The sequence below is a fragment of the Flavobacterium sp. F52 genome (assembly GCF_000278705.1).
Lineage (GTDB): Bacteria > Bacteroidota > Bacteroidia > Flavobacteriales > Flavobacteriaceae > Flavobacterium > Flavobacterium anhuiense.
Window position 1 is genome coordinate 37,262 of sequence record NZ_AKZQ01000002.1, and the last position, 21,394, is coordinate 58,655.

The 21,394-nt window shown below is 29.9% G+C and carries 22 protein-coding genes and 2 pseudogenes; 10 read left to right on the forward strand and 14 right to left on the reverse strand.

Annotated elements, in window-relative coordinates; all coding sequences use genetic code 11:
• Window positions 1-31: 31 nt before the first annotated feature.
• The gene (locus FF52_RS00540) at window positions 32-1,348 is read right to left on the reverse strand and encodes an ammonium transporter (RefSeq protein WP_008462063.1); all 1,317 of its coding nucleotides are present in this window, start codon (window positions 1,346-1,348) and stop codon (window positions 32-34) included.
• A gap of 316 nt (window positions 1,349-1,664) precedes the next feature.
• Here FF52_RS00540 and FF52_RS00545 point away from each other — a divergent pair, with 316 nt between their 5' ends.
• Together FF52_RS00545 and FF52_RS00550 are read left to right on the forward strand one after the other, a co-directional pair.
• On the forward strand, window positions 1,665-2,639 hold the full coding sequence (locus FF52_RS00545; protein WP_008462064.1) for a Gfo/Idh/MocA family protein: 975 nt from the start codon (window positions 1,665-1,667) through the stop codon (window positions 2,637-2,639).
• Window positions 2,640-2,719: 80 nt separating this feature from the next.
• Window positions 2,720-3,157, forward strand: a pseudogene (locus FF52_RS00550) (magnesium chelatase domain-containing protein); the annotation flags it as partial.
• 101 nt (window positions 3,158-3,258) lie between these two features.
• Here the strand turns inward: FF52_RS00550 and FF52_RS00555 are convergent.
• A complete protein-coding gene (locus FF52_RS00555; protein ID WP_008462066.1) occupies window positions 3,259-4,545 on the reverse strand; it encodes a hypothetical protein in 1,287 nt (428 codons plus the stop codon).
• A gap of 313 nt (window positions 4,546-4,858) precedes the next feature.
• Between FF52_RS00555 and FF52_RS00560 the strand changes: the two genes are divergently transcribed.
• From FF52_RS00560 to FF52_RS00570, 3 genes are read left to right on the forward strand one after another with little or no spacing between them, the layout of a single operon-like run.
• Complete coding sequence (locus FF52_RS00560) at window positions 4,859-5,842, forward strand: hypothetical protein (RefSeq protein ID WP_008462067.1); 984 nt, start codon at window positions 4,859-4,861, stop codon at window positions 5,840-5,842.
• A 1-nt stretch (window position 5,843) separates the two neighbouring features.
• Window positions 5,844-6,482 (forward strand): hypothetical protein, encoded by a 639-nt coding sequence (locus tag FF52_RS00565; protein WP_035690525.1) that lies wholly within the window; start codon window positions 5,844-5,846, stop codon window positions 6,480-6,482.
• A 20-nt stretch (window positions 6,483-6,502) separates the two neighbouring features.
• A complete protein-coding gene (locus FF52_RS00570; protein ID WP_008462071.1) occupies window positions 6,503-7,168 on the forward strand; it encodes a hypothetical protein in 666 nt (221 codons plus the stop codon).
• 32 nt (window positions 7,169-7,200) lie between these two features.
• Here FF52_RS00570 and FF52_RS00575 read toward each other — a convergent pair whose 3' ends face one another.
• The 5 genes from FF52_RS00575 to FF52_RS00595 form a co-directional block, all read right to left on the reverse strand.
• Window positions 7,201-7,548, reverse strand: coding sequence for a hypothetical protein (locus FF52_RS00575; RefSeq protein WP_008462073.1), 348 nt, complete (start codon window positions 7,546-7,548; stop codon window positions 7,201-7,203).
• Window positions 7,549-7,551: 3 nt separating this feature from the next.
• Window positions 7,552-7,842 carry a hypothetical protein gene (locus tag FF52_RS00580; protein WP_008462076.1) on the reverse strand — a complete coding sequence of 97 codons (291 nt, stop codon included), beginning with the start codon at window positions 7,840-7,842 and terminating at the stop codon, window positions 7,552-7,554.
• A 304-nt stretch (window positions 7,843-8,146) separates the two neighbouring features.
• Window positions 8,147-8,878, reverse strand: a complete 732-nt coding sequence (locus tag FF52_RS00585; RefSeq protein ID WP_008462078.1) for a hypothetical protein — start codon at window positions 8,876-8,878, stop codon at window positions 8,147-8,149.
• Window positions 8,879-8,950: 72 nt separating this feature from the next.
• A complete protein-coding gene (locus FF52_RS00590) occupies window positions 8,951-10,990 on the reverse strand; it encodes an ATP-binding protein (RefSeq protein WP_008462081.1) in 2,040 nt (679 codons plus the stop codon).
• Between the two features lie 187 nt (window positions 10,991-11,177).
• Window positions 11,178-11,450, reverse strand: a complete 273-nt coding sequence (locus tag FF52_RS00595) for a helix-turn-helix domain-containing protein (protein WP_008462083.1) — start codon at window positions 11,448-11,450, stop codon at window positions 11,178-11,180.
• A gap of 100 nt (window positions 11,451-11,550) precedes the next feature.
• On the opposite strand from FF52_RS00595, the gene FF52_RS00600 reads away from it, so the two are divergent.
• The gene (locus tag FF52_RS00600; protein WP_008462085.1) at window positions 11,551-12,237 is read left to right on the forward strand and encodes a hypothetical protein; all 687 of its coding nucleotides are present in this window, start codon (window positions 11,551-11,553) and stop codon (window positions 12,235-12,237) included.
• 24 nt (window positions 12,238-12,261) lie between these two features.
• A complete protein-coding gene (locus FF52_RS00605; RefSeq protein ID WP_008462086.1) occupies window positions 12,262-12,846 on the forward strand; it encodes a hypothetical protein in 585 nt (194 codons plus the stop codon).
• Window positions 12,847-13,288: 442 nt separating this feature from the next.
• Here FF52_RS00605 and FF52_RS00610 read toward each other — a convergent pair whose 3' ends face one another.
• Entirely contained in the window at window positions 13,289-15,112 is a 1,824-nt protein-coding gene (locus tag FF52_RS00610) for a hypothetical protein (RefSeq protein ID WP_008462087.1), read from the reverse strand.
• A 543-nt stretch (window positions 15,113-15,655) separates the two neighbouring features.
• Here FF52_RS00610 and FF52_RS00615 point away from each other — a divergent pair.
• Window positions 15,656-16,252 (forward strand): recombinase family protein, encoded by a 597-nt coding sequence (locus FF52_RS00615; protein WP_008462088.1) that lies wholly within the window; start codon window positions 15,656-15,658, stop codon window positions 16,250-16,252.
• Window positions 16,253-16,356: 104 nt separating this feature from the next.
• Here FF52_RS00615 and FF52_RS00620 read toward each other — a convergent pair whose 3' ends face one another.
• Window positions 16,357-16,815, reverse strand: coding sequence for a hypothetical protein (locus FF52_RS00620; protein WP_008462089.1), 459 nt, complete (start codon window positions 16,813-16,815; stop codon window positions 16,357-16,359).
• A 115-nt stretch (window positions 16,816-16,930) separates the two neighbouring features.
• Between FF52_RS00620 and FF52_RS00625 the strand changes: the two genes are divergently transcribed.
• A complete protein-coding gene (locus FF52_RS00625) occupies window positions 16,931-17,188 on the forward strand; it encodes a helix-turn-helix domain-containing protein (protein ID WP_008462090.1) in 258 nt (85 codons plus the stop codon).
• 16 nt (window positions 17,189-17,204) lie between these two features.
• On the opposite strand, the gene FF52_RS00630 is transcribed toward FF52_RS00625, so the two are convergent.
• Window positions 17,205-18,710, reverse strand: a complete 1,506-nt coding sequence (locus tag FF52_RS00630; protein ID WP_008462091.1) for a recombinase family protein — start codon at window positions 18,708-18,710, stop codon at window positions 17,205-17,207.
• A 59-nt stretch (window positions 18,711-18,769) separates the two neighbouring features.
• Between FF52_RS00630 and FF52_RS23310 the strand changes: the two are divergent.
• A pseudogene (locus tag FF52_RS23310) lies at window positions 18,770-18,889 on the forward strand (ATP-binding protein); the annotation flags it as partial.
• A gap of 53 nt (window positions 18,890-18,942) precedes the next feature.
• On the opposite strand, the gene FF52_RS00635 reads toward FF52_RS23310, so the two are convergent.
• The 4 genes from FF52_RS00635 to FF52_RS00650 form a co-directional block, all read right to left on the reverse strand.
• Window positions 18,943-19,812, reverse strand: coding sequence for an alpha/beta hydrolase (locus FF52_RS00635; protein WP_008462094.1), 870 nt, complete (start codon window positions 19,810-19,812; stop codon window positions 18,943-18,945).
• A gap of 95 nt (window positions 19,813-19,907) precedes the next feature.
• Window positions 19,908-20,411: an SRPBCC family protein gene (locus tag FF52_RS00640; RefSeq protein ID WP_008462096.1), complete on the reverse strand. Its 504-nt coding sequence runs from the start codon at window positions 20,409-20,411 to the stop codon at window positions 19,908-19,910.
• A gap of 46 nt (window positions 20,412-20,457) precedes the next feature.
• Window positions 20,458-20,955: an SRPBCC family protein gene (locus FF52_RS00645; RefSeq protein WP_008462098.1), complete on the reverse strand. Its 498-nt coding sequence runs from the start codon at window positions 20,953-20,955 to the stop codon at window positions 20,458-20,460.
• On the reverse strand, window positions 20,945-21,271 hold the full coding sequence (locus FF52_RS00650; RefSeq protein WP_008462100.1) for an ArsR/SmtB family transcription factor: 327 nt from the start codon (window positions 21,269-21,271) through the stop codon (window positions 20,945-20,947). The genes FF52_RS00645 and FF52_RS00650 overlap by 11 nt, the downstream gene beginning before the upstream one ends.
• Between the last annotated feature and the right edge of the window lie 123 nt (window positions 21,272-21,394).

A 21,394-nucleotide genomic window follows, 5' to 3' on the forward strand; every position in this document is an offset into this window, starting at 1 on the left:
TATTTATCAAGCGAAAGTGAAAATTAATTTATTATAAGAATTCTCCGTGTTGAGAGATATCTAATCCTAGTTCTTCTTTTTCTTCTGTAACTCTTAGAGGAGTGATTTTATTTACGATGAAGAATAAAGCATAAGAAGCAACAAAAGCAAAGATTGAAACTACAACAAGAGCAGTCAATTGGTTGATGAATAAAGTTGGAGTTCCGAAGATTAAACCTTGATTATCTCCAACAGCAGGGTTGATTGCTTTTGATGCAAAAACACCAGTTAAAAGCATACCTACCATACCACCAACACCGTGACAAGCAAATACATCTAGAGCATCGTCGATTTTTCCTTTAGGGAATTTGCTCACAACAATGTTACTTACAATTGCAGAGAATAAACCGATGAAGATTGCGTGAGGGATACTTACAAATCCAGCAGCAGGCGTAATAGCAACTAGACCTACAACAGCTCCGATACAAGCTCCAAGAGCAGATAATTTATGTCCTAATATTTTATCAAGGAAAACCCAAGCCATTGCAGCAGCAGCAGCGGCAACAGTAGTTGTTCCTAAAGCTTGAGCAGCAAGGCCATTTGCTCCTAAAGCAGATCCAGCGTTGAAACCAAACCATCCGAACCAAAGCAGACCAGTTCCTAACAATACATAAGTAATTCTAGCAGGATTAACTTTTTGAACTTTTCTTTTTCCTAAGAACATAGCTCCAGCCAAAGCAGCCCATCCAGCACTCATGTGAACTACAGTTCCTCCAGCGAAGTCAAGAACTCCCATTTTGAAGAAAACTCCATCAGGATGCCATGTCATGTGAGCTAGTGGAGCATATATTAATAATATGAATAAAACCATGAATAACAAATACGCCCAGAAACGAATACGTTCTGCAAAAGCACCTGTGATTAAAGCAGGAGTAATAATAGCGAATTTTGCCTGAAATAATGCGAATAATATAAATGGAATTGTTGGTGCAAGGCTCCAAGCTGTATTAGTTCCAACTCCTGCAAAGAACAAATTCTCAGACGGGTTTCCGATAATTCCTCCAATTGTTGGTCCAAAAGCCAATCCAAAAGCAACAACAGTCCAAAGTATAGTAACAATTACCATAGCCATAAAACTTTGAAGCATAGTACTAATTACGTTTTTCTTACCTACCATACCTCCATAGAAAAATCCTAGTCCAGGTGTCATTAGCAATACAAAAGCAGTTGCAACGATCATCCAGGCAGTATCTCCCGTATCAAACTTTACAGCTTCTGCAGGAATTGGGTTGTCTGCAATGATAAAGTTCGAAATAAAGCTTAGGACTAAAATCGTGATAAGAATCACACTTAAAATAATTTTTCGCATAGTTATTTAGTTTTAAAATTTTTTATAAAAGTATAAAATGATTTAATACCCCCTAAAAAAATAGGGTTTGATGTTTAATTTTTGTTAAATTTAAAATTTAACCCCTATGATTTTGCGTGAATTTCTTAAAACAAACTTAAAATTTACAATTTGGCAACATTTTTTTTTCACTTACTGTCATTTTTGATAATTTTTAGGGTAATTGATTGCTATTTTTTGTAGGATAATAGATATTTGTTGTTTAAAAAACGTCTGTAATGTGTTGTAAAAGATATTTTTTAATCTTTTTAACAATTTTGATGATTATAATATAAGGATGGGAAATAGAAGTATTAAATGGGGAATAGTAGGATTGGGAAATATTGCAAGCCAGTTTGCATCAGATCTTTTATTGATTGAAAATACTGAACTGACGGCAGTTGCATCTAGAGATTTTACTAAAGCTGAGGAGTTTGGAGGAAAATTTAATGCTTTAAGAATGTACAATTCTTATGATTTACTTTTTGAAGATTCGGAAGTTGAGATTGTTTACATCGCAACTCCTCATAATTCACATGCCGAATTATCTATAAAAGCATTAGAAAAAGGTAAACACGTGCTTTGCGAAAAACCAATGGCTTTATCTTATCAGGATGCACAAAGAATGATAGAAGCATCTAAAAAACATAATGCATTCTTTATGGAAGCGTTCTGGACAAGATTTATTCCGTCAATTCAAAATCTTCTTCAGAAAATTGGCAATGGAATAATAGGAGACGTAAATTATATAAAAGCCGATTTTGCCTTTCACGGAAGTGAAACAGAAAACAAAAGGCTTTTTGATAAAGAACTGGGCGGGGGGGCATTGTTTGATATTGGCGTTTATCCGTTATTCTTGTCTTATATAGTATTAGGGAAACCAAAAGAGATTACAGCAAAGGCAATCAAACATAAAAATGATATTGATCTGCAGACTTCTATGATTTTGCAATACGAAACAGCTCAATCGGTTTTGCATGCTTCTATAGTTTCCGAATCAGATATGAAAGCCATCATTTCTGGAACAAAAGGGCGAATAGAATTAAATGCACCGTGGTTTATTGCTGATGGTTATTCTCTATTTATAAATGAAGAAAAAGAAGCAACGTTTACTTTACCAGCTTTAGGAAAAGGATATTCTCATGAAATAATCGAATGTCAAAATTGTATTCTGAATAATGAAATTGAAAGTAAACTTTGGTCGCATCAGAATTGTTTGGATTTGAGTAGGATAGTGGAGGAGATAAAGAATCAAATCCAACTGCATTTTTAGAATTTAATTATTTTGTAATAAAATATTTACATATTAATTATTTTTCATTAGTTTTAAAAACTATTAATGAAAGGATAATTATGTTAGTAAAAGTTTACGGAAGTGCCGTATTTGGAGTTGAGGCCACAACGATTACAGTTGAGGTACATATGGACAAAGGAATTGGTTATCATTTAGTTGGGCTTCCAGATAATGCAATTAAAGAAAGCAGTTTTAGAATTGCTGCGGCTTTAAAAAATAACGGATTTAATTTTCCGGGAAAGAAAATTACAGTCAATATGGCGCCTGCCGACCTGCGAAAAGAAGGTTCTTCATACGATTTGACATTGGCTATGGCAATTCTGGTTGGTTCAGATCAGATAAAAGCTCCAGAAATTGAACGATATATTATTATGGGTGAACTTTCTCTTGATGGAAGTTTACAGCCTATTCGTGGAGCATTGCCCATAGCAATCAAAGCCAAAGAAGAAGGTTATAAAGGATTTTTTCTTCCTATTCAAAATGTAAAAGATTTTGCATTTTTTAACTATACGGAAGAAAAAAAACTGTTTGCTATTCAATAATGCATTATATCCTGTGGGTACCTAAGCTGGGAACGGAAATTATTAGAACCAAGTTTTTATTCTTTAGTGCCGATAATAATCATTCTAGCAATTTCTCTTATCATATCTATTTCAATTCTTAGGTTGTCCATGTTTTTTGGTGTTGTAATGAATGGGATTGCTTTTGTATCATCAAAATCAGGATTTGAATGAACTATTGAGCATCTTAATGAATAAACTCTCTTAGTTAAATTAGTATAAAAATTTGCATCTTGTGAAAAGTCAATTTTAGGTAAAGTTAATTCCTTATTGCATTCTAAAATACATTCTTTTTCAAAATGTGATATCGTTTCATTTTCTATTAGATGTTCTTTAAGTTCTTCTCTGTCAATAAATTGATTTAAAACTCTATCAATCTTTATTTTATCGCTTGTGTATCTGTCATTTTCTTTTTTGAAAAAATTTATTGCTTGAGCAACATACTTATTCGTATTTTGATGAAAGTCTGGTTTAAGTAATAAACTTTTAAGTTTTTCGGATACAACATAGTAAGCACTTTTGTCAGAAAAATATTCAATAATGTGATAATAACAAATATATTTAAAAGGAAGGAAATCTACCTTTTCACCTATATGATAATACTCAATTAATTCAGGAATATAATTCTTGTGGATTAAGTTAATTGGCGTTGTTGGTACTTCATTACGTATTTTTTTTCTTCTTATATTTCGTCGGATAAAACTTTGAATATTAACAGTTTCAAATGAAGTGCTATAAGTATACTCAATATCAAATAGTACAGAGTTAATAATACTTCTCACATCGCTCATTAATCCCTCGCTGGAAGTTTTACTTAGGTTTTTAATCGTTAAAACAAAACTTCTGGCTCTAGGGAGTCTAAATCCTCGAATTTGTTTGCATAAAATTGGTATAAATGTTTCTTGAGGATTTAATTGAATCTTTATATCTAATTCATTTTTCAGGTAATTTAACTTAACATCAAAAATAGTTTTGGATTCACCTTCTTTAACAACTGATAGACTATATGGTATAGTTATGGGATTTAAATAAATTTCAATATCTTTTTCTTTACGTATACCTAAGAAGTCATCAAACAAAAGAAAATCCGTCGCAAGTATTTTTTTCAAATTCTCAAGATGTTCCATATTTCTTACGTAAAGTTCCAAATCTCCAACACCAGGAACTTTATTGACAAGAAAGAATAGACTATGGTATATTTCATCATCGAAAGGTATTTTATCTTCTTTTTTTTCGATTTCAAGCTTTGGGAATTCCTTGGCAAACTTTATCATCTCTCCTTTGAACTCTTCTCGCTTTTCTTCTTCTCTTTTTTCTTCTGTCATTTTTGTAAAATTATGGACAAGTATTATTTTATTAACAAATCAAATATAGAAAAGAATTCTTATAGTTTATTACTAGAGTAATTTTATGTTTATCCAATTTTTAATGTATCAAAATTATAGTAGAAATCGAGGATTTGGTCTATATGAAATTTATGTGCAACATTTACAAATTGTTTTTAGTGTATAATTATTCATGTTTATGAAATCTAATTACGAAGCCTAGTGGTTAAAACTATGTTTATAACAAAATTTTAAGTATGGAATATAAAACCGTCATTATTTTAACTTTGTTATAGATTTTAAATACTTCAATATGAGTAAAAAAAATATTACTGTGCCAAATAGTATTCTCAAAACTGTTGGCCAAATGGATAAGTTTAATAACAGTATAGCGGGTAAACATCTTAAAGATTTTAATAAGCATAATCAATTAAACGTAAGTAATTCTATACTAAAATTAGCAACAGAAATTAATTCCTCTAAAACAACTGCGAAAGCTCTAAGTAACTATAAAATTATAGATTTTAAAGCATCTGATTTATTATCTCAAATTCACAAAAGTGTTCAAGATATAAGTGTGCAACCTAATTTGAGCAAGATGACTTTTAGTGATTTTAAGTATATTAGTGCGGATAATATTTTGAAGTCTTTGAAATCATTAGATACACATGTTTCAAATTTCATAGATGCATCTTATGAATTTCCATTAGCAATTAACCAAGAGTTGATGGAAGCAATAAATTATACAGAAGAAAATGTATCAGTAGACGAACTTCAAGAAATAGAAAAAATTATTGATGATACCAATGCAATTATTGACGATGCATTTCAGGAAACTGAAAAGCAGGTCGAGATTTTAATGAGCTATTTGAATCGTCTATCAGAAAGTAAAATTGCGAGTAAGGCAAAAGAATATACAATTCAGGTTCTTATCGCGATAGTAGCAAATATCCTTTATGCAATTATTGCTGAAAAAATGCATTTAGTTCAAGATAAACCAAGTGTTGTAGTTAATCAATATAAAACAATTATAAATGTTAATCATAATGTCAATTACGAAGAAGCTTTACAACCGACAACCGAAATTTTTTCTAAAGGAAAAACTTATGTTACTCTTATAGAGAAAAAACTAGAGAAATCGAGGAATGAAACTCTAAAGAATTTCATTACAATTCCAGCAGGTTCAAAAATAATTTTGAGAGCTGTTTACGTAAAGTGGGTCGAAGTTTCTGTGTTTTATGATGGTCAAGAAAAAATGGGGTTTACGACTAAAGATGGTCTAGTTGAAATTGATTAAGATGGCTGGTATTGAATATATTATATTTGTAGTTGTTTTTTTAGGTGGCTTAGTCCCAACATTAATAACTCTATGGCTTAACGAAAAAGTAAAGGGAAGTGTTCAAAATTTTTTCAATAAAAAACTTGAAGAACTAAAAAAAGAGCATTCAAAGGAACTTTCTCAATTTCAGGCAGAGTTGAATTATTTAAAATCTAAAGAAAATTTCAAGTTTACAAAACTGCACGAAAGGAGATTCGATGTTTTGCAAAAGACTTTTGAATATTTGAATAATAATCTAAATTTATTAGCAAGTCTTACTGCACCATTCAAAATTTTACCTCATGGGCAAAATTATGACGAAAGTGAACAATTAGCAAGTCAGAAATATCGTGAAGCACACAATGAATTTTTAAAATACTTTAATCATAATTCGATTTATTTTGATGAAGAAACTGAAGCATTGCTTTTAAACTTCTTTCGTGAATCTGGTAATATTTTTAATGCTTATGACCAGAAACAAATTTACAAATCAGTGGGTGAGAAATTAGATAGGGAAGGCCATATTAATTTCGCAAACGCTCACAAGAAAATTCCTGAAATAATTCATCCTTTGAAAAAACAAATTGAAACTAAATTTCGTGAGTTGTTAGGTGAATAATCTCTTTAAAATATGCTTTTATGAATTTTGCAGACTACATATATCAGATTCTTGGTTTTATTGGCTTGCCAGCATTACTTTCATTGTATTTAACTGAAAGAGTTAAAGGCAGTATCAAAAACACATACGACAGTAAACTTGAAGAAGTTAAAAAAGAAAACACAAAAGAAATTGAAGAAGTAAAGAAAGAACATTCAAAAGAAATTTCTCAATTTCAATCAGATTTAAATTATCTTAAATCTAAAGAAAATTTTAAGTTTACAAAATTGCATGAAAAGCGATTTGAAGCTTTAGCAGAAATCTACAGTTATTTATCGCAATTAATGGAGCTTTTGCATATATATAGTGTAACTGTCAAGAATCAACAAATTGAAAATCCTCAAAATGTTGAAATTGTCAATCTACAAAATACTTTTATAAATACTTATGCAGATTCTACAAAATATATATCCAGAAATATGTTATTCTTTGATGACAAAACTGAAGAAATGCTGATAAATTATATGATACACTGTAGAGACTTTTTTAATACTTATGACCAATATATGCATATGCAAAAAATCAATGTAGATGATAATTTAGGTTTTACATTTAATTTTGATGTAGAGTATCAAAAATTAGAAAAATTAATATTTCCTCTGAAAAAAGAAATTGAAAAAGAGTTCCGTAAATTTTTATTGGAATAGGTATAATTCGGATTATTTGATTCTGTTTCTTACTATTTACTGTTCTCTTTTACGAAATTTTGGAATTCTAGTGTAATGTTTTGTCTGCTTTTGCTTCCAGACTTTTTAATGTCTTGATAAACTATGGCATCAAGGCCATACTTAATAAGGTTTTGTAATTCAATTGGAGTTTTTAGATGTACTCTGAAGATTGGGATATATGCTTCCGATAATTTCTTTATCAAATATTCAATTTGATTTAAACTTAAAATATTATTTTCTTTTAATCTCTCAATTGCACCAGTCTGGCCAACATTTAAATCACTGAAATAATAATCAAAAATCGCTTGAATATTTTCATCAGTTTTAGGGTATATGTTTTCGCTTCTTTTTGGTAACATCTTTTAAAGACCTAAATATTTTCTAATCAATTCGGTAATCGTTGGTTTAAGATATTCAATAAGTTCATTTTTTTCTACTTCACCATTCTCACCTTCAAAACTTATTTCATTTGCTTCCAGTATTTCATTCAGTTTTGCAGTTAATTTTTGAGTAAAATCATCAGTTGTCTTAAGATGATTTCCTAAAGCTTTTAATTTGTCAAAGCCCGATGCTCTTTTTACGGGATTACTAATTGAATTTATTATAAATTCACCCTCTCTTATTAATTCATCTTTAATTCTCTCCTTATCCATCTTATTGTTATTTTAAATTGTTTTACTAAGATAGAGAATCACTTATTTGAGTTCTAAAACTATTATAAAGACTTGTTAACAGACTTATTAGCTACAAAAAGGCAAAAATTTGAAGTTTATTCAGCAAGTATTTTTATCTGGTTAATAGGGTGAAACTTCATTTGCTTCAAAGAACTCTATTTGGTTCCTTTTATACCTCTCAATTTGAATCTTGGTTAAATGTGGAATGATATTACAGTTTTGCACTATTTTAATGCGAGGTTTAGCATTAAAATTTATAGTTGATTCTGGCAAATTCTTGATATTACTTTAGTTTTAACTTTCGTTTAAATACATTATCACGATAATATAGATACTCATTATGATTGCCTTTTTTTTCTCCACCAAGATTAATTCTTATTATCAGCTTATTAGCTAAATAACTGACCAGATTTCGTAAATTTTCTGTGGTGGGAAAACCTTCTGGGTATTCTGTTTTCTTACGATTTGAATTACCTCTTTTTACTGTTGCAATTAGACATTCAAAGAGTCTGCAATAGGAAATAACTTCTAAGTTTAAATCTTTATCTAAGTATGAATTAGCGAGCACATGCAATCTAATAACTTTATTAAATAAATCGTTTAAATCAACCTTTTTATTAACCTCTTCCAAATCCAAATTATATTTCTCTATGTTTTGGATATAATTTTCGTCGGTTTTATCACCACATTTTTGTAGCTTTAATTCAAGTTTATATAATTTATCATAGTCAACAACTAGATATACAATAAGTTCATAAATTTCTTCAATTTTTCCAACAAGTAGTTGTTGTCGAGAATCTTTTGCAGTTTTAAAAATTGCAATTATAGCAACGATTAAAGCACCTACTGTCGCTATTGTACCAAAGAAGGTAGAAACGTTACTATAATCATTAAACCATTGTATGAAATCAGATTTTTTTTGTTCAGGTGTTTTGTTTACTAATTCTACAATCTTTACTATTGTATCTCTTTTTACTATAACTATTGTATCGTGTATTGGATTTCCTTTTATCATATTAGTACCAGTTGAAAATCTAATTTACTTTTTTTTGAATTAGGATTTGAATTAAATTGGTTTAATTGAGAGTTAGTCTATTTTTAATTTTTCGAATAATATTCTGTTTCTTTTCCTGGCATCATCTAATACTTTTTCAAATGGCATTACTTCAAAGTATGCTGAATAGAATTTACTTTTAACTTTAAACCATCCTTTTCCATCAGGTGTTTTGTCAAACTCTCTTCTTTGTAATATTTTCTCTAACGATGGTCTAATATCACAAATAATATAAATATAAAAAGGTGTTCTTCTATCAACTTCAACTACACGGCCATTTCTCCCTTTTACTTTGCCATCTAATAATAGTTCAATATATTTTTCAGATTGTTCAATAGGATTTTTGTTATCATCATAATCTCTATAATCGTCCCTCTGTGGCTTTTTTAGTTCAACAATTGTAAAAGAATTATGGGGAGCATTTTTTGAATCAGAAAATGCAATAGCTTCATTATAAATCAATAAATCGCTTCTTTCATGCTCCGTTGAAGAAATTTGAGATATGCTGTTAAATGTTTTGTCCGACGCTAAGAAAGAATGGTAAGAAAGTCGTTCATCTATTAACCAAAGATTTTGTTTGTCGTAAGGAACTTCATCAGATGTGGTTCTAATAGGGAAAAATACTGAATGAATTAAATCTTCATTTTCAAATTTACCATCACCACTTGTTTCAATTAATTGTTCAAGAAGCTCAATAATTGTCTTCCTGTGAACTACGTATCTTGCTAAATCTGACTTTCCAATTTCATTAAAATCACTTAAAAACTTTTCGTATTTTACCTTGTAATCTTCTCTTGTTGTTACATCAGCATTATCTGAAAGAAGTTTTATTTTTTCTTTTTTCACTTCTAATCTCCAATCAGCATCGATTTTATAAAGTTCAATGTCTAATTGTTCTTTTGATAGATTAGGGGGCAGTTTTTTTACATCTTCATAACGAAAATGCATGGTACTCTTATATTGTGGTAATTCTTCATTGATAATAGGTTTATATGAATCTATTTTAAGTTCTCTCACATTTCCTAAATAATCCGACAGCAGTTCCTCAATACACTTTATTGATGCTTTTCTAATTTTAGTTAGATTTATATCGACCGAATCATCATCTTCGTCGTCATCTGGAAAGACAAAACCAATTCTTTCTGTATCGACATTTTCATCTAGAATTTCACTTACAACATGAGCTTGGTAAAAGAATTTGAACTCTTCTTCTAATATAGGTTTTTTACCTAGGTCGACAATTTTAGAATAAAGTCCTTCAGTTATTACGCTTCGATTGTGTGCACAGAAATGAATTTTATGACTTTGAAATTCAGTTGATTTAGTAAGGAATAATTCAAAATTTGTTTCTCCAAGATTAAAGTTCCCCGATTTTACATCTGACTTAAATTCGGTTCTAAAAAGAGTATTCAAATCGAATTGTATTCCATTTTGATTTCTAATAATAATTTGAGGAATTGTATTTCTTATAAAATATAGTTGAAAATGTGCTACAATTTCTCTAGCTATTTCAGCTAGTTCTGTTGGTAAGGACTTTTTATATTCATCTTTAATATTACTAAGTTGTATTATCGAACCATTAACAATACCATTAATTGGGGGATTGGAAAAATTATGAAATCCCTCTTTTGTTGGTTTAAGTTCAAATTGTATTGATTTGGTTATTTTGTTTTCTAGAAAGAAACTTTTTATATTCAATTCTTTGAATGCCTTTAAACAGACAAATCGGCCAACACCTTTACCCCCGATTTCTATTTTATGGTCGGTATCTGCTTCTATAAATGCTCTAAGATTTTCTTCATCCAGTCCAATTCCGTTATCTGTAACAACAAAAGAATGTATGGGATAGATATCGATATTCCCAAGCTCTTTTAGAGTTTCTGGCAAACCATTTCTAATACAATCAATTGTAACTTTTCCTTCATTTTCCTTAATTACTTCTTTACTTTTTGCTTCCTCAATTGAATGAATAGAGTTGCTAATGAGTTCAAAAAGAGGTAATAGAGGTTTTGTTCTTGGAAGTCTCGTATTTCTTACTTTATTAGCAATATTTGAAGTAGGTGTAAAATTCATATCATCTAGTTTTAATTGTCTTAAAATTGATTTATATCAAGTATTCCTAGAAAATCCTCTTTGTAAGATGCTAATATAGAATATTTTTACTACTAATTTTGTGTGTATTGTTAATTTTAATTCTTTCTCAATATTAACAATTAAACAAAAAAACGACTTCGTATAAGAGTAATAATTAAGGTATAGTTTATTCTTTAGTTAATGGCTCCAAATTAAAATTAAATAACTCATCAAGTGGAATTTCTAATGCTCGAACAAGTTTAAATATTGTACTTACCGTAGGATTTATTCTTACGGTTTCTATTCTAGCAATCTGAGATAATGTTATTTCTGAGCGATACGCAAGTTCCTCTTGTGACACACCTTTTTCTGAGCGTATTTCTTTTAGTCGCTTTGCTAGCGCCTGTAAACCTTCTTGGTCGAAGATTAATTTTCTGGATTTATTACCTTCTTTTTTCACTTTATCAAAAAGAAGATATAAACATCAAAATTATTATAGCACAAGTGCTATAATTTGTATATTTGTTTAAACAATAAACTTTAAACAATAAAAATATTCTATGAAAAAAATTATCTGCGTAGGATTACTGATTATTTTATTTGGATGTAATAAAAAAGAGTTAACAATTCCAACGGCTACAAAAAACAAAACCCAACATACAGCGAACACTAATACTTTAAAGTCGAATATTGGTAGTGAGATAATGACTTTTAAAAAAATCGAATGTATAGGTGATTGTTACTATCTATTCATTGATGAAAAAGGTAAAGACGTGATAATTTATCTTCCAGATTATTGTGAATACAACTTTGATGACGGAAATTATATGGGTAAAAAATTCAAAATAACGTATGATTTACCAAAAGTTACAGAAGATAATGTCTTAGCGAAATCAATAGAATTAATAAAAACGAATGGAGTTCAAGTAAATTCTTCTCTCTCTAAGAAATCGTTCGCAGAAATTAGAAGCTTAATAATTTCTGGAAATAAGAAAAATATGATTCGTCAAATTGGGGAACCAGATGAAGAGTATTCAGCCCATGACTTTCTTAAGAAATATTATAATTGGAAACCAATCAGTGTATATACTTCTCAAAGACCCATCGGAATCAATGTGTTCGTTTATAATGGGATTGACAATACAGACCGTCAAATCTTGGTGATTTACAATTTTGAGAAAAGCCAAGTAACTGAGATTTTGTATACATCTGATGTAAAATCATTTGAAGATATCTGTGTTCATTGAATTCAAACTTAAATTCCTAAAAATATGAAAAAATTATTATTAATAGTGTTCCTTTTAAGCCGAACAATTTTGTTTTCCCAAAACAATAAATCGACAGAAATGACCGAAACCGAGCAACTTAATGTTATATTGGATAGTGTTAATGTAAAAGCATTAGACAATTTTATAATCTTGCATCCTGATAGCAAATTAAAAAATAAAGCAATCAAAATGCGTGATTCTTTGGCTCTTCCTAAAGATGAAGCAAGTTTCTACGAATTCTCTGATTATGTTACGAAATATCCAAACTCTAGATATTCACCTTACATAATGGAAAAGCTTCCTGCTTTATTAGATAGAGATTTAAGACTCCAAACTTCATATCATCCTACAATTGAGCTAATAAAAGCTTTTGTAGTCACTTATCCCAACCATCCTAATACTAGAAATCTTAGAACTGAGTTAGAAATATTTTACGCCCGTTCAATAAATCATGAATTTAATATTGAAGAATATAAAGACTTTAAAATTTTATTTCCAGAAAGCAGATTTTATTTTGATAAAACAGCAAAAAAAATGCGTTCTCGTTCAGACGGTAAATATTCAATAGCGGCTCCTGAAAAAAATTAAGATTTGGGCTTTAAAATCTTATTAGCATCTTTTACTTTAATTTTTATACTGTTGCCAACAGGAATATTATGCAAAATCTTATTTGCTTGAGCTCTTGTGATAATTAGTTTCATGTGTCTTTTTTACTTATAAATATCTCAATAATAAAAATATTGGAAAAAAATAAAAATACTTTCGAAGCCTATCATTGATTTCTAATGAAACGCCTATAATAACGTATATTTTTTATGTTACTTATAGAGTAAACACGTGCTACTCTGACCCGTTAAGGTACTGATAAAACACTATTAATTCACTTTGCACTACATTGCTGATATAATAATTTTTAAAAAAATCCAAAAATTTTTGAATGCACCATTATACGTTTGATAAAAAGAAGAAAAGTGGACATATGTAAGAGAGGTAACAACAAAATTTGGTTATTTATTATGCATTTTATTTATTAGGAGGGGGGATTCAAATAGCTTTTCATGACATACATTGCATTTGGATTAAACTCGTCATAGATTTTCAACACTTTATCGTTAACGATGTCATCGGTTCCAAATATTATTTCTGCATTCTCAAAATTTAAATGTTGACCCTTTTCTATTTTTTCCAAAATGAGAGTTTTTACACGGTCTCCAAAATTGATGAGTTTTGCATCAATTCGAAGGCTTTGGTACGAGTCAGCGGTCACTGTATTTTGGCTCAATAAATTAATATTAGACATATTCAATTTGTTTTTTCTTGAGTTATATTTTTTATCACTAGAGAGCTTTGCGGTTGTCTGAATTTTGTATTTCTGCACTATTTTATCCATAATTTCTTTCATTCGATTAGCTTGTTGAGGATGGCAAAAAAGGGCGTCGTAAATGTAGCCAACATAAATATTTTCTTGATTTAGTTGCTGTATTACATCACTCATAATTTCCACTTCTTTAGCAAACAATTTACGAGAAGTAATTTTGTGACGGTATGGGCTATTGTACTTCTCTTCAATTATGTTTTGAAGCATTTTAGGCTCATTTTGTTGATAATATTTAAACAATTTAGATTGTTTCATTTGCCATACCTCTTTATTAAAAAATGACAGATGTTCTATTTTGACAGCATTAGTCTCAATTTTTAGCGCTAAACCAATATCACTATGGGTTAGATGTGATATGGTTCCACCATATAATTGAATGGCAATATTAGGATGGAGACAGTTATAATCGCATTCGACATGATGCTTACCTTTTATTTTTACAAGTCTGCGTATCCAACTAGGCATTAGAGTAAATGAGTCTACAATTCTGCCACCACTTCTATTATTTCCAACAGTTGGAATCAAAAGACCATTATCAGTTAGATAAGAAAAAATCTCTATAGAATCTTCAACAAAAGAAAGGGTCTGAAAGTTTTTAAAGTATTTTCGAGAATGCTTATTAAGTTTTATTAATCGTTTTCCTTTATTAGTTGTGTACCCTAGTTTAATTAGACGATTGGCTTCTTTTTTTATTTCGTCTATACTAGGTAATGTGATGTCAGAATAAAACATCATAAGATTTTTACATATTGGATTACTTTGTGCCTCATTAATTTTTGTAATATAATATTTGTTTAAAAGGAGTTTAGCTTCTTTAGTTCTAAGTTCATAACCAATAATCCCTTTACCTAAAAAAGGTTTTCCCAATCGATAGTAGTAATTTTTTTCTCCAATTTGATATTGGTTGTCACATTCTAATATTGCTCCTTTTTTGAGTGGATACATTAATGCAGTAATTACTTTTTTATATGTAGTAGGATGGATGCTTAAAAGATTACGAAGAAACTTTGCTTTAAGTGATTTCCACCCTTCGGGATTGGTGCCATCAATTACACCAAAATACGTGGAGCTTAATTGACTTAATAATAATAAGCAAAGTTCTATAGCTACTTCTAAATCTGAATGTATCTCTTTTAAAAGTTTTTTAGAAATATATTTTCTGATTACATATTCTACTTTGGAAGGAATTTTAATTAAGTCTCTGTTAAGAAAAAAAAGCGCTAATTGCGCAGGAATATCAGTAGTAATGTTATCATCATTATTCTGTAGAAGTCTCGTTATATCTGATATGTTTTCTTCTTTAAACTTATATTTGTTTAATACATCATAAATGAAGAAGTAATTAGAAGATAAATCAATTGTATAATATTCTTGACAAGAGTTAGAATTATCTAATAAAATATTCTGAAGTAATGATTTGTTTTCTAATTCTGATGAAGTTGATTGTAATAAAAATTGTGATGAGTAAAAATGCATGTTTCATAGTATTCTGCTTTTTATGTTAGGCTCTGCTTTTTTTCTGGGGCAGAAGCTGGGGGTAATTAATTCCCCAGCACCCAGAGCATCATTTTAAAGATGTTGTATTAAGATACTATCAAATAAAAATTAGTCAATACTCAAAAACTAACTTTTTTATTGAAATTGAAATAACGGATTTTACATAGTGCTTTATTTTATGCTGAAAAAGAAGGGAATTGGAATTCTATGCTTCTAACTTTTAGTAAACTGCATGTTTTTAGAGTGCTTTAAAAAACACACAAGTAACCAGTAGAATAATTTATTATTATCAATGATTTTGTATTAAAAATAGGCTATACTTATTTCTGAACACATGGGAAAATGTTTTTTCTACACGTTTATTGATTCGAAATTGTATTCATTGAGCATAGTTTAATGCTGATACGATTTTAACAGAATTTAAAACCTTTTTATTGAGCTTTAGTAGTGTTAAAAATAACCACTCTAAAAATGATACATTATTAATAAAATTATTTACCTTTACTTAAATTAAAAAATATTATGAAAACAGCAAAATATATAAGAGTGAGTACTATCGAACAAAATATTGATAGGCAATCAAACTCCAATCATAAAGAATACATTGATAAATGCAGTGGTTCAATTCCCTTTAACGAACGCCCAAGCGCAAAAAGATTGTTAGCTGATATATCAAACGGAAAAGTCGAGAGATTAGTAGTTCATTCCATTGACAGATTAGGTAGAAATGCCTTTGATATTCAGACAACATTAAATACATTAAGCAATCTTAGAATAAATGTTTTTGTTGAAAATATTGGTTTGAATTCGATGATCGATGGTAAACCAAATTCTATCTTTAAAATGATAACAGATGTTTTGAGTAATGTTGCTGAAATGGAAAGAGCATCATTATTAGAAAGACAAAGAGAGGGTATTGTTATTGCAAAATCGAAAGGGGTTTATAAAGGACGACAATTAAATACTATTGAAACACCTCAGCAATTTTTGTCTAAATACAATCATTCACATTTAGAATTGATTAAAGACAAAAACTATTCAATTAGAAAACTTGCATTGATTACTAATCTATCAAATAATACAATTGTTAAGATCAGAAAGGTAATAAATCAACCTTAAAAGAATGAATTAATTATTTTCATACGTCATAAAGTGATGTGTACATACAATAAAGCCACTCTTAGTAGAGTGGCTTTTTTTTCGCGAATGAATTTTAAGAAATATTACTTTGATTGATCGTTAAAAAGTTTCTTGGTCTGTTTTTCTGTAAGATACATTCCTAGTGATACAACATTATTTTTTGAAATTGCGATATATAAAGATTTAGTCCCCATCGATTTTTTAAAATTAGTATGTATCGCTGTTCCCTCTTTGGTCTGAAAAATAAATCCTTCCTTCTCTTCATATTCATTTTTGCTAAAGCGATTTTTAACTTCGCCATAAAAAGAATCAATTTCTTCAGGTGTTAATATAAATCGAGCTTGGACATCTAGAATTTTATATTTCGCATCTTGAAATGTAAAAGAAGTGAAGCTATCATACCAATTGGCTTCAATTAGAGTAGCGCCCATAATTGATGCTTTTGTTGTCATTTTTGGTTGTAAAGTTTTATTATCAATGATTTGTGCATTAATCAATGAAGAAGATAAAAGTGTGATTAATAGTAGTAATGATTTTTTCATTTTGTTGATTTTTAATTGTTTATATTAGGGTTTTATAGGATTGATATTTGATATGGAGAAATATTGACATATATGTTTACCTGAAGGATAAATATATAAACTATTATTGACAATTATGTCAAAAGGCTCAGTAAATATCAATTTTTACGTTAAACAATTCGGAATCAACTTGAAGAAGATTCGAGAATCAAAAAACATGACCCAGCTGGATTTGGCAACCGCAATGAATGAATTAAGTACTGATCCATTAATAGATAAGACAACTATTTCTAGAATTGAGAATGGACGTACTAACATAACTCTCACTACATCAGTTAAAATTTCTTTAGCACTTGGGATAGATTTGAAAGTACTCTATGACTTTACTTTATAAGTTTAGACTTAATTAGCTACTCAGATAAGTTTCTTAAATAATCATCAACCATCATTTCCAATTCATCATGTGGAATCGGATGCCTCGATGGAAGTTTCTCATTGAGATATCTCTCACTTATGGGTTTTCTAGCTTCCCAGCCAAGCTTAATTGGATTGGGTTTGTCGAGATAATATGTTGACCAATTCCAAATATTAATTGAAACGTCATCCTTATCAATAATGACTTCAGTTATAATATCTTTAATCTCATTTTTAAATAATTCCAAGTCTTCACTAAAATGATTGATTTCTGTTTCCAATGCATTTTCAGACGTTCTAATCACTTCATTAAGTTTATTGTTTTTGATATGGTATTCTTGCAGTTCTTTGTCAATTTCGGTTCTAGTATCATTGTATTCATCCTTGGTGTATTGTGAATCTAGATAGAGGTCTCTTAATCTTTTTCTTCTTTTCTCAATTTTTTCAATTTCTTTTGCATTTGCCTCAATTTGAGCTCTAAAGGACTGTATTTGTAATTTAAAGTTTTCACGAACTTTCTCATCTTTTGTTTCCTGAGCATGCCTGTCAACAATCCTACGTATCATTCTAAATAGCCAAGGTCTATTTATGGAATTTTTACAATTATCATCCTTACATACAAAAGAATCGATTCGTCCTTGAGGAATAACTTTTTGATGCATTACTGCTCCACATACACAATTGATTTTCCCTTGTATAATATTGGTGTTTACATTAGTTCTACTCCCAAATTTACTTCTGTTATTAATTGAATTATTTGCCTTTTCCCATAAAACTTTTGGAACAATCGCAGGAACAGTCAACTCTAAATCTTTGTACTTTCTTTCTCCTTTGTGAAAGGGATTTCTAATTATTCCACTAAGCGTTCCAATCGCAATTTTTTTTCCAAATTCTGATTCAATCAGTGCTGAAATATTACGCATGCCAAGGTCTTTTGATGCAAGCTCAAATATTCTTAAAATCATTGGGGCTTCAGTCTCATCAATCATAGGAGTTCCATCTTCAGCCTTTTTATAACCTATGATTTTTGCTCCGAACGCCAAATTCTTTCTAGCTCGTGACATTTTGCCTGAGCTTATTCTTGTGCCTAATAACCTTGTTTCACTGCTTGATATAACACCTAACAGTGAGATCATCATTTCGGATGCTACAGAGCGTTGTCTGTTATCATCAAGAGTTGTTATGTTCAAGTCTTTTATATGAATATTTATTCCTTTCTCTATGTAATCTTCTACAACATTTTGAATGTCATTATTTTTTCTTCCGAGCCTAGATAGTTCTAAGACTAAAATATCTCTAACATCTTCATTTATTTCGAGATATCTTTTTAATTGATTAAATCCAATTCTTTCATCGGATTTTGTTTTTGAGCCGCTAATCTTATCTTCAAAAATTTTTACTAAAGTGAAATTCTTTTTAGTAGCGAATTCTTGAATATCTTCATGTTGTCGTTCTAAAGATTGTTCTTGTGTGCTAACTCTAAGATATGCGACTGCTTTCATTATGTGATTTGAATTTTTTTTGCAATGATAAAAAAAATAGAATGAACTATATGTTAAAAAGAATAATTAAAGTTTCAAGAACTATCGCCGATTTAGATCATTCAGAAAATATTGTTTCATCTCATATTGCAGAAGCAATTCAATATAGAAGTTTGGATCGAGAAGGATGGCTGGGGTAAATTATCAATTATCAATTGTCAATTGACAATTGACAATTGATAATTGTAAAATATTATTCTTTGCTTTTTGGATAAAAGAATTTAAAAGAATTAAAAACAGCTGTATGCAGAATCGAACCGTGGTTTTCTTCTGGGAAATAATCAAAATACGTTTTTACACTTTTGCTTTTAGATTCTTTTAGTTTTTCTGCCAGTAAATTGGCATCAACTTCCATAACATGCGGAATTGCTGTTGGAGCTAGTCCTTCTTTGCCAACAGCAATATAGATTTCGATTTGCTGATTGAAATTTTCTTTTAGCATTTCAGAATCTAAATCTAGAAGAGAGCCATTGTTCCACCATAAACTCGGACTTACAATAACATATTTATTAAAAAGAGTCGGCTTTTTAAGCAGGATTTCGGTTCCTAATAATCCGCCAAGAGATTGGCCGATGATGGTTTTAGAATCATTTGTTTTGTATTTCTTTTCAATAAAAGGCTGTAATTCTTTTTCAATAAAAGCAATAAACTGATCAGAATGCCCTGTGGTTGGAAAACGAGTTTTGTCTTTTTCAATTGTAGTTGGAAAAGTGAAATCTCTTTTTCTGTCAACAGTTGCAATTCCTACTACAATTGATTTTGGAACCTGATTAATCCACTCAAAACTATTAAACTGAACCAATCCTGAGATATGAATAAAATCTTCATCTGCAGAACCGTCCAATAAGTAAATGACAGGATATTTTGTGTCTTCTGCTGGATTATAACCTTCAGGAAGATAAATGTTTAAAATTCTTTTTTCGTTTAATTCTTTGGATTGAATTTCTTCGATTACACCTAAAACGAAAGGCTTTGAAGTTTCTATGTTTTTGGCTTTATTCTTTTGGCTGAATGCGAAAGTAGAAGAAAAAAGTAAAAAGACCAGAGCAAAAAATTTGTTCATTGATAGTAAAGTAAAAATGTTTTTATAAAACGAAAATACAACTTTAATATCAGTAAATTCTTCTTTTGTTTTGGCCTTTTATATACAATTGAAAATTATTTTGCTTTTTCAGCAAAAATAGCATCTAGACCTTCCATTGCAATAGTAAAACCTTCTTTGAATCCCATTTGAATAATCATTTCCAAGTCAGATAGTTTTTCATGTTTGATGACAACATCTACAAAAGTAGATCCGTCTTTTTCAGAGAAAGTCACATTCCAGTCAGAGCGTGGAAATTCCTTGTTTAAATTGCCTTCGCTGTCGCTAAAAGCATCTAGATATTTAAAATTAGTTTTCGGACTAATTGAAGTAAAATCTGCAATGGCCCAATGTTCTTCGCCTTCTGGCCCAAGCATGGCATATAATCTGCGTCCGCCTTCTTTAAAATCCATGCTTTTTGTTTTAGATTTCCACGGAGCAGGAGCCCACCACAAATCCAGAATTTGAGGTTCTGTCCACGCAGACCAAACTTGAGGCAGCGAAGCATTAAATTCGCGTTTTACATTGACAGTATTATTTTCTTTATCAACAGTAAAATTCATTAAAAGATTTGATTTCATTTTTTTTAGATTTTAATTCGTTAATAATAATTCGGTTGAAATAATTTTATTTTTCTGCTAAGATTTTATCCAAACCTTCCATCGCTGATGTAAATCCTTGTTTGAATCCCATTTCGATTATTTTTTCAAGTTCTTCAAAACTGTCTCTTGTAATTACAATATCAACAATGGTAGAATCTCCCTGCTCAGAGAATGAAACATCCCAAAAAGAACTTCCAAAAGCAGAATTTGGATTTCCGTCAGCATCGCAAAAAGTAGAAGTGTATTTAAAATTTGTTTTAGGAGAAATCGAAGTATAATCAAAAGTACTCCAGCCTTGCACACCTTCAGCACCAACCATTGCGTACAATCTTCGTCCGCCTTCTTTAAACTCCATGCTTTTTGTCTCAGATTTTAGCGGAGCTGGAGCCCACCACAAATCCAGAATTTCAGGTTCTGTCCATGCAGACCAAACACTTGATAACGGAGCGTTGAATTCGCGTTTTACATTCACTCTTTTATTTTCCTTGTCTACAGAAAAAATCATTAATAAATCAGTCTTCATTTTCTTTAGATTTTAAGTTTAGTAATACTTGATCCAATTGGCTAAAACGCTGTTCCCAAATTGCTTTAAATTGTTCCAGCCATTGGTCAACTTCTTTCATTTTTTCAATTTTGAGCTGATAATAAATTTCTCTGCCCAATTTCTTTTCTTCCAATAAATCACATTCGTTTAATATTTTAATGTGTTTTGAAACTGCTTGTCTTGTAGTTTGAAACTGCTCTGCAATAGCATTTGGGGTCAATGCACTCGAAGAAATCAAAACTAATATTGCTCTTCTCGTCGGATCGGCAATAGCTTGAAAAATATCTCTTTTCATTTTTCTAAATATAGATTCGCAACTAATCAGTTGCAAATATACGCAACTTTTTGGTTGCACAATAAAAAAACGCGATTTTTTTTAATTAGAATATTCTAAACAAAAAAAGACGCATCAAAAATG

Coding starts and splice junctions, on each gene's coding strand:
- FF52_RS00615 (WP_008462088.1), top strand. CDS start 15,656: ATGAAAACAGCAAAATATATAAGAGTGAGTACTATCGAACAAAATATT.
- FF52_RS00625 (WP_008462090.1), top strand. CDS start 16,931: ATGTCAAAAGGCTCAGTAAATATCAATTTTTACGTTAAACAATTCGGA.
- FF52_RS00565 (WP_035690525.1), top strand. CDS start 5,844: ATGGCTGGTATTGAATATATTATATTTGTAGTTGTTTTTTTAGGTGGC.
- FF52_RS00540 (WP_008462063.1), bottom strand. CDS start 1,348: ATGCGAAAAATTATTTTAAGTGTGATTCTTATCACGATTTTAGTCCTA.
- FF52_RS00645 (WP_008462098.1), bottom strand. CDS start 20,955: ATGAAGACTGATTTATTAATGATTTTTTCTGTAGACAAGGAAAATAAA.
- FF52_RS00545 (WP_008462064.1), top strand. CDS start 1,665: ATGGGAAATAGAAGTATTAAATGGGGAATAGTAGGATTGGGAAATATT.
- FF52_RS00555 (WP_008462066.1), bottom strand. CDS start 4,545: ATGACAGAAGAAAAAAGAGAAGAAGAAAAGCGAGAAGAGTTCAAAGGA.
- FF52_RS00640 (WP_008462096.1), bottom strand. CDS start 20,411: ATGAAATCAAATCTTTTAATGAATTTTACTGTTGATAAAGAAAATAAT.
- FF52_RS00570 (WP_008462071.1), top strand. CDS start 6,503: ATGAATTTTGCAGACTACATATATCAGATTCTTGGTTTTATTGGCTTG.
- FF52_RS00580 (WP_008462076.1), bottom strand. CDS start 7,842: ATGGATAAGGAGAGAATTAAAGATGAATTAATAAGAGAGGGTGAATTT.
- FF52_RS00630 (WP_008462091.1), bottom strand. CDS start 18,710: ATGAAAGCAGTCGCATATCTTAGAGTTAGCACACAAGAACAATCTTTA.
- FF52_RS00650 (WP_008462100.1), bottom strand. CDS start 21,271: ATGAAAAGAGATATTTTTCAAGCTATTGCCGATCCGACGAGAAGAGCA.
- FF52_RS00620 (WP_008462089.1), bottom strand. CDS start 16,815: ATGAAAAAATCATTACTACTATTAATCACACTTTTATCTTCTTCATTG.
- FF52_RS00590 (WP_008462081.1), bottom strand. CDS start 10,990: ATGAATTTTACACCTACTTCAAATATTGCTAATAAAGTAAGAAATACG.
- FF52_RS00610 (WP_008462087.1), bottom strand. CDS start 15,112: ATGCATTTTTACTCATCACAATTTTTATTACAATCAACTTCATCAGAA.
- FF52_RS00605 (WP_008462086.1), top strand. CDS start 12,262: ATGAAAAAATTATTATTAATAGTGTTCCTTTTAAGCCGAACAATTTTG.
- FF52_RS00585 (WP_008462078.1), bottom strand. CDS start 8,878: ATGATAAAAGGAAATCCAATACACGATACAATAGTTATAGTAAAAAGA.
- FF52_RS00635 (WP_008462094.1), bottom strand. CDS start 19,812: ATGAACAAATTTTTTGCTCTGGTCTTTTTACTTTTTTCTTCTACTTTC.
- FF52_RS00575 (WP_008462073.1), bottom strand. CDS start 7,548: ATGTTACCAAAAAGAAGCGAAAACATATACCCTAAAACTGATGAAAAT.
- FF52_RS00560 (WP_008462067.1), top strand. CDS start 4,859: ATGAGTAAAAAAAATATTACTGTGCCAAATAGTATTCTCAAAACTGTT.
- FF52_RS00600 (WP_008462085.1), top strand. CDS start 11,551: ATGAAAAAAATTATCTGCGTAGGATTACTGATTATTTTATTTGGATGT.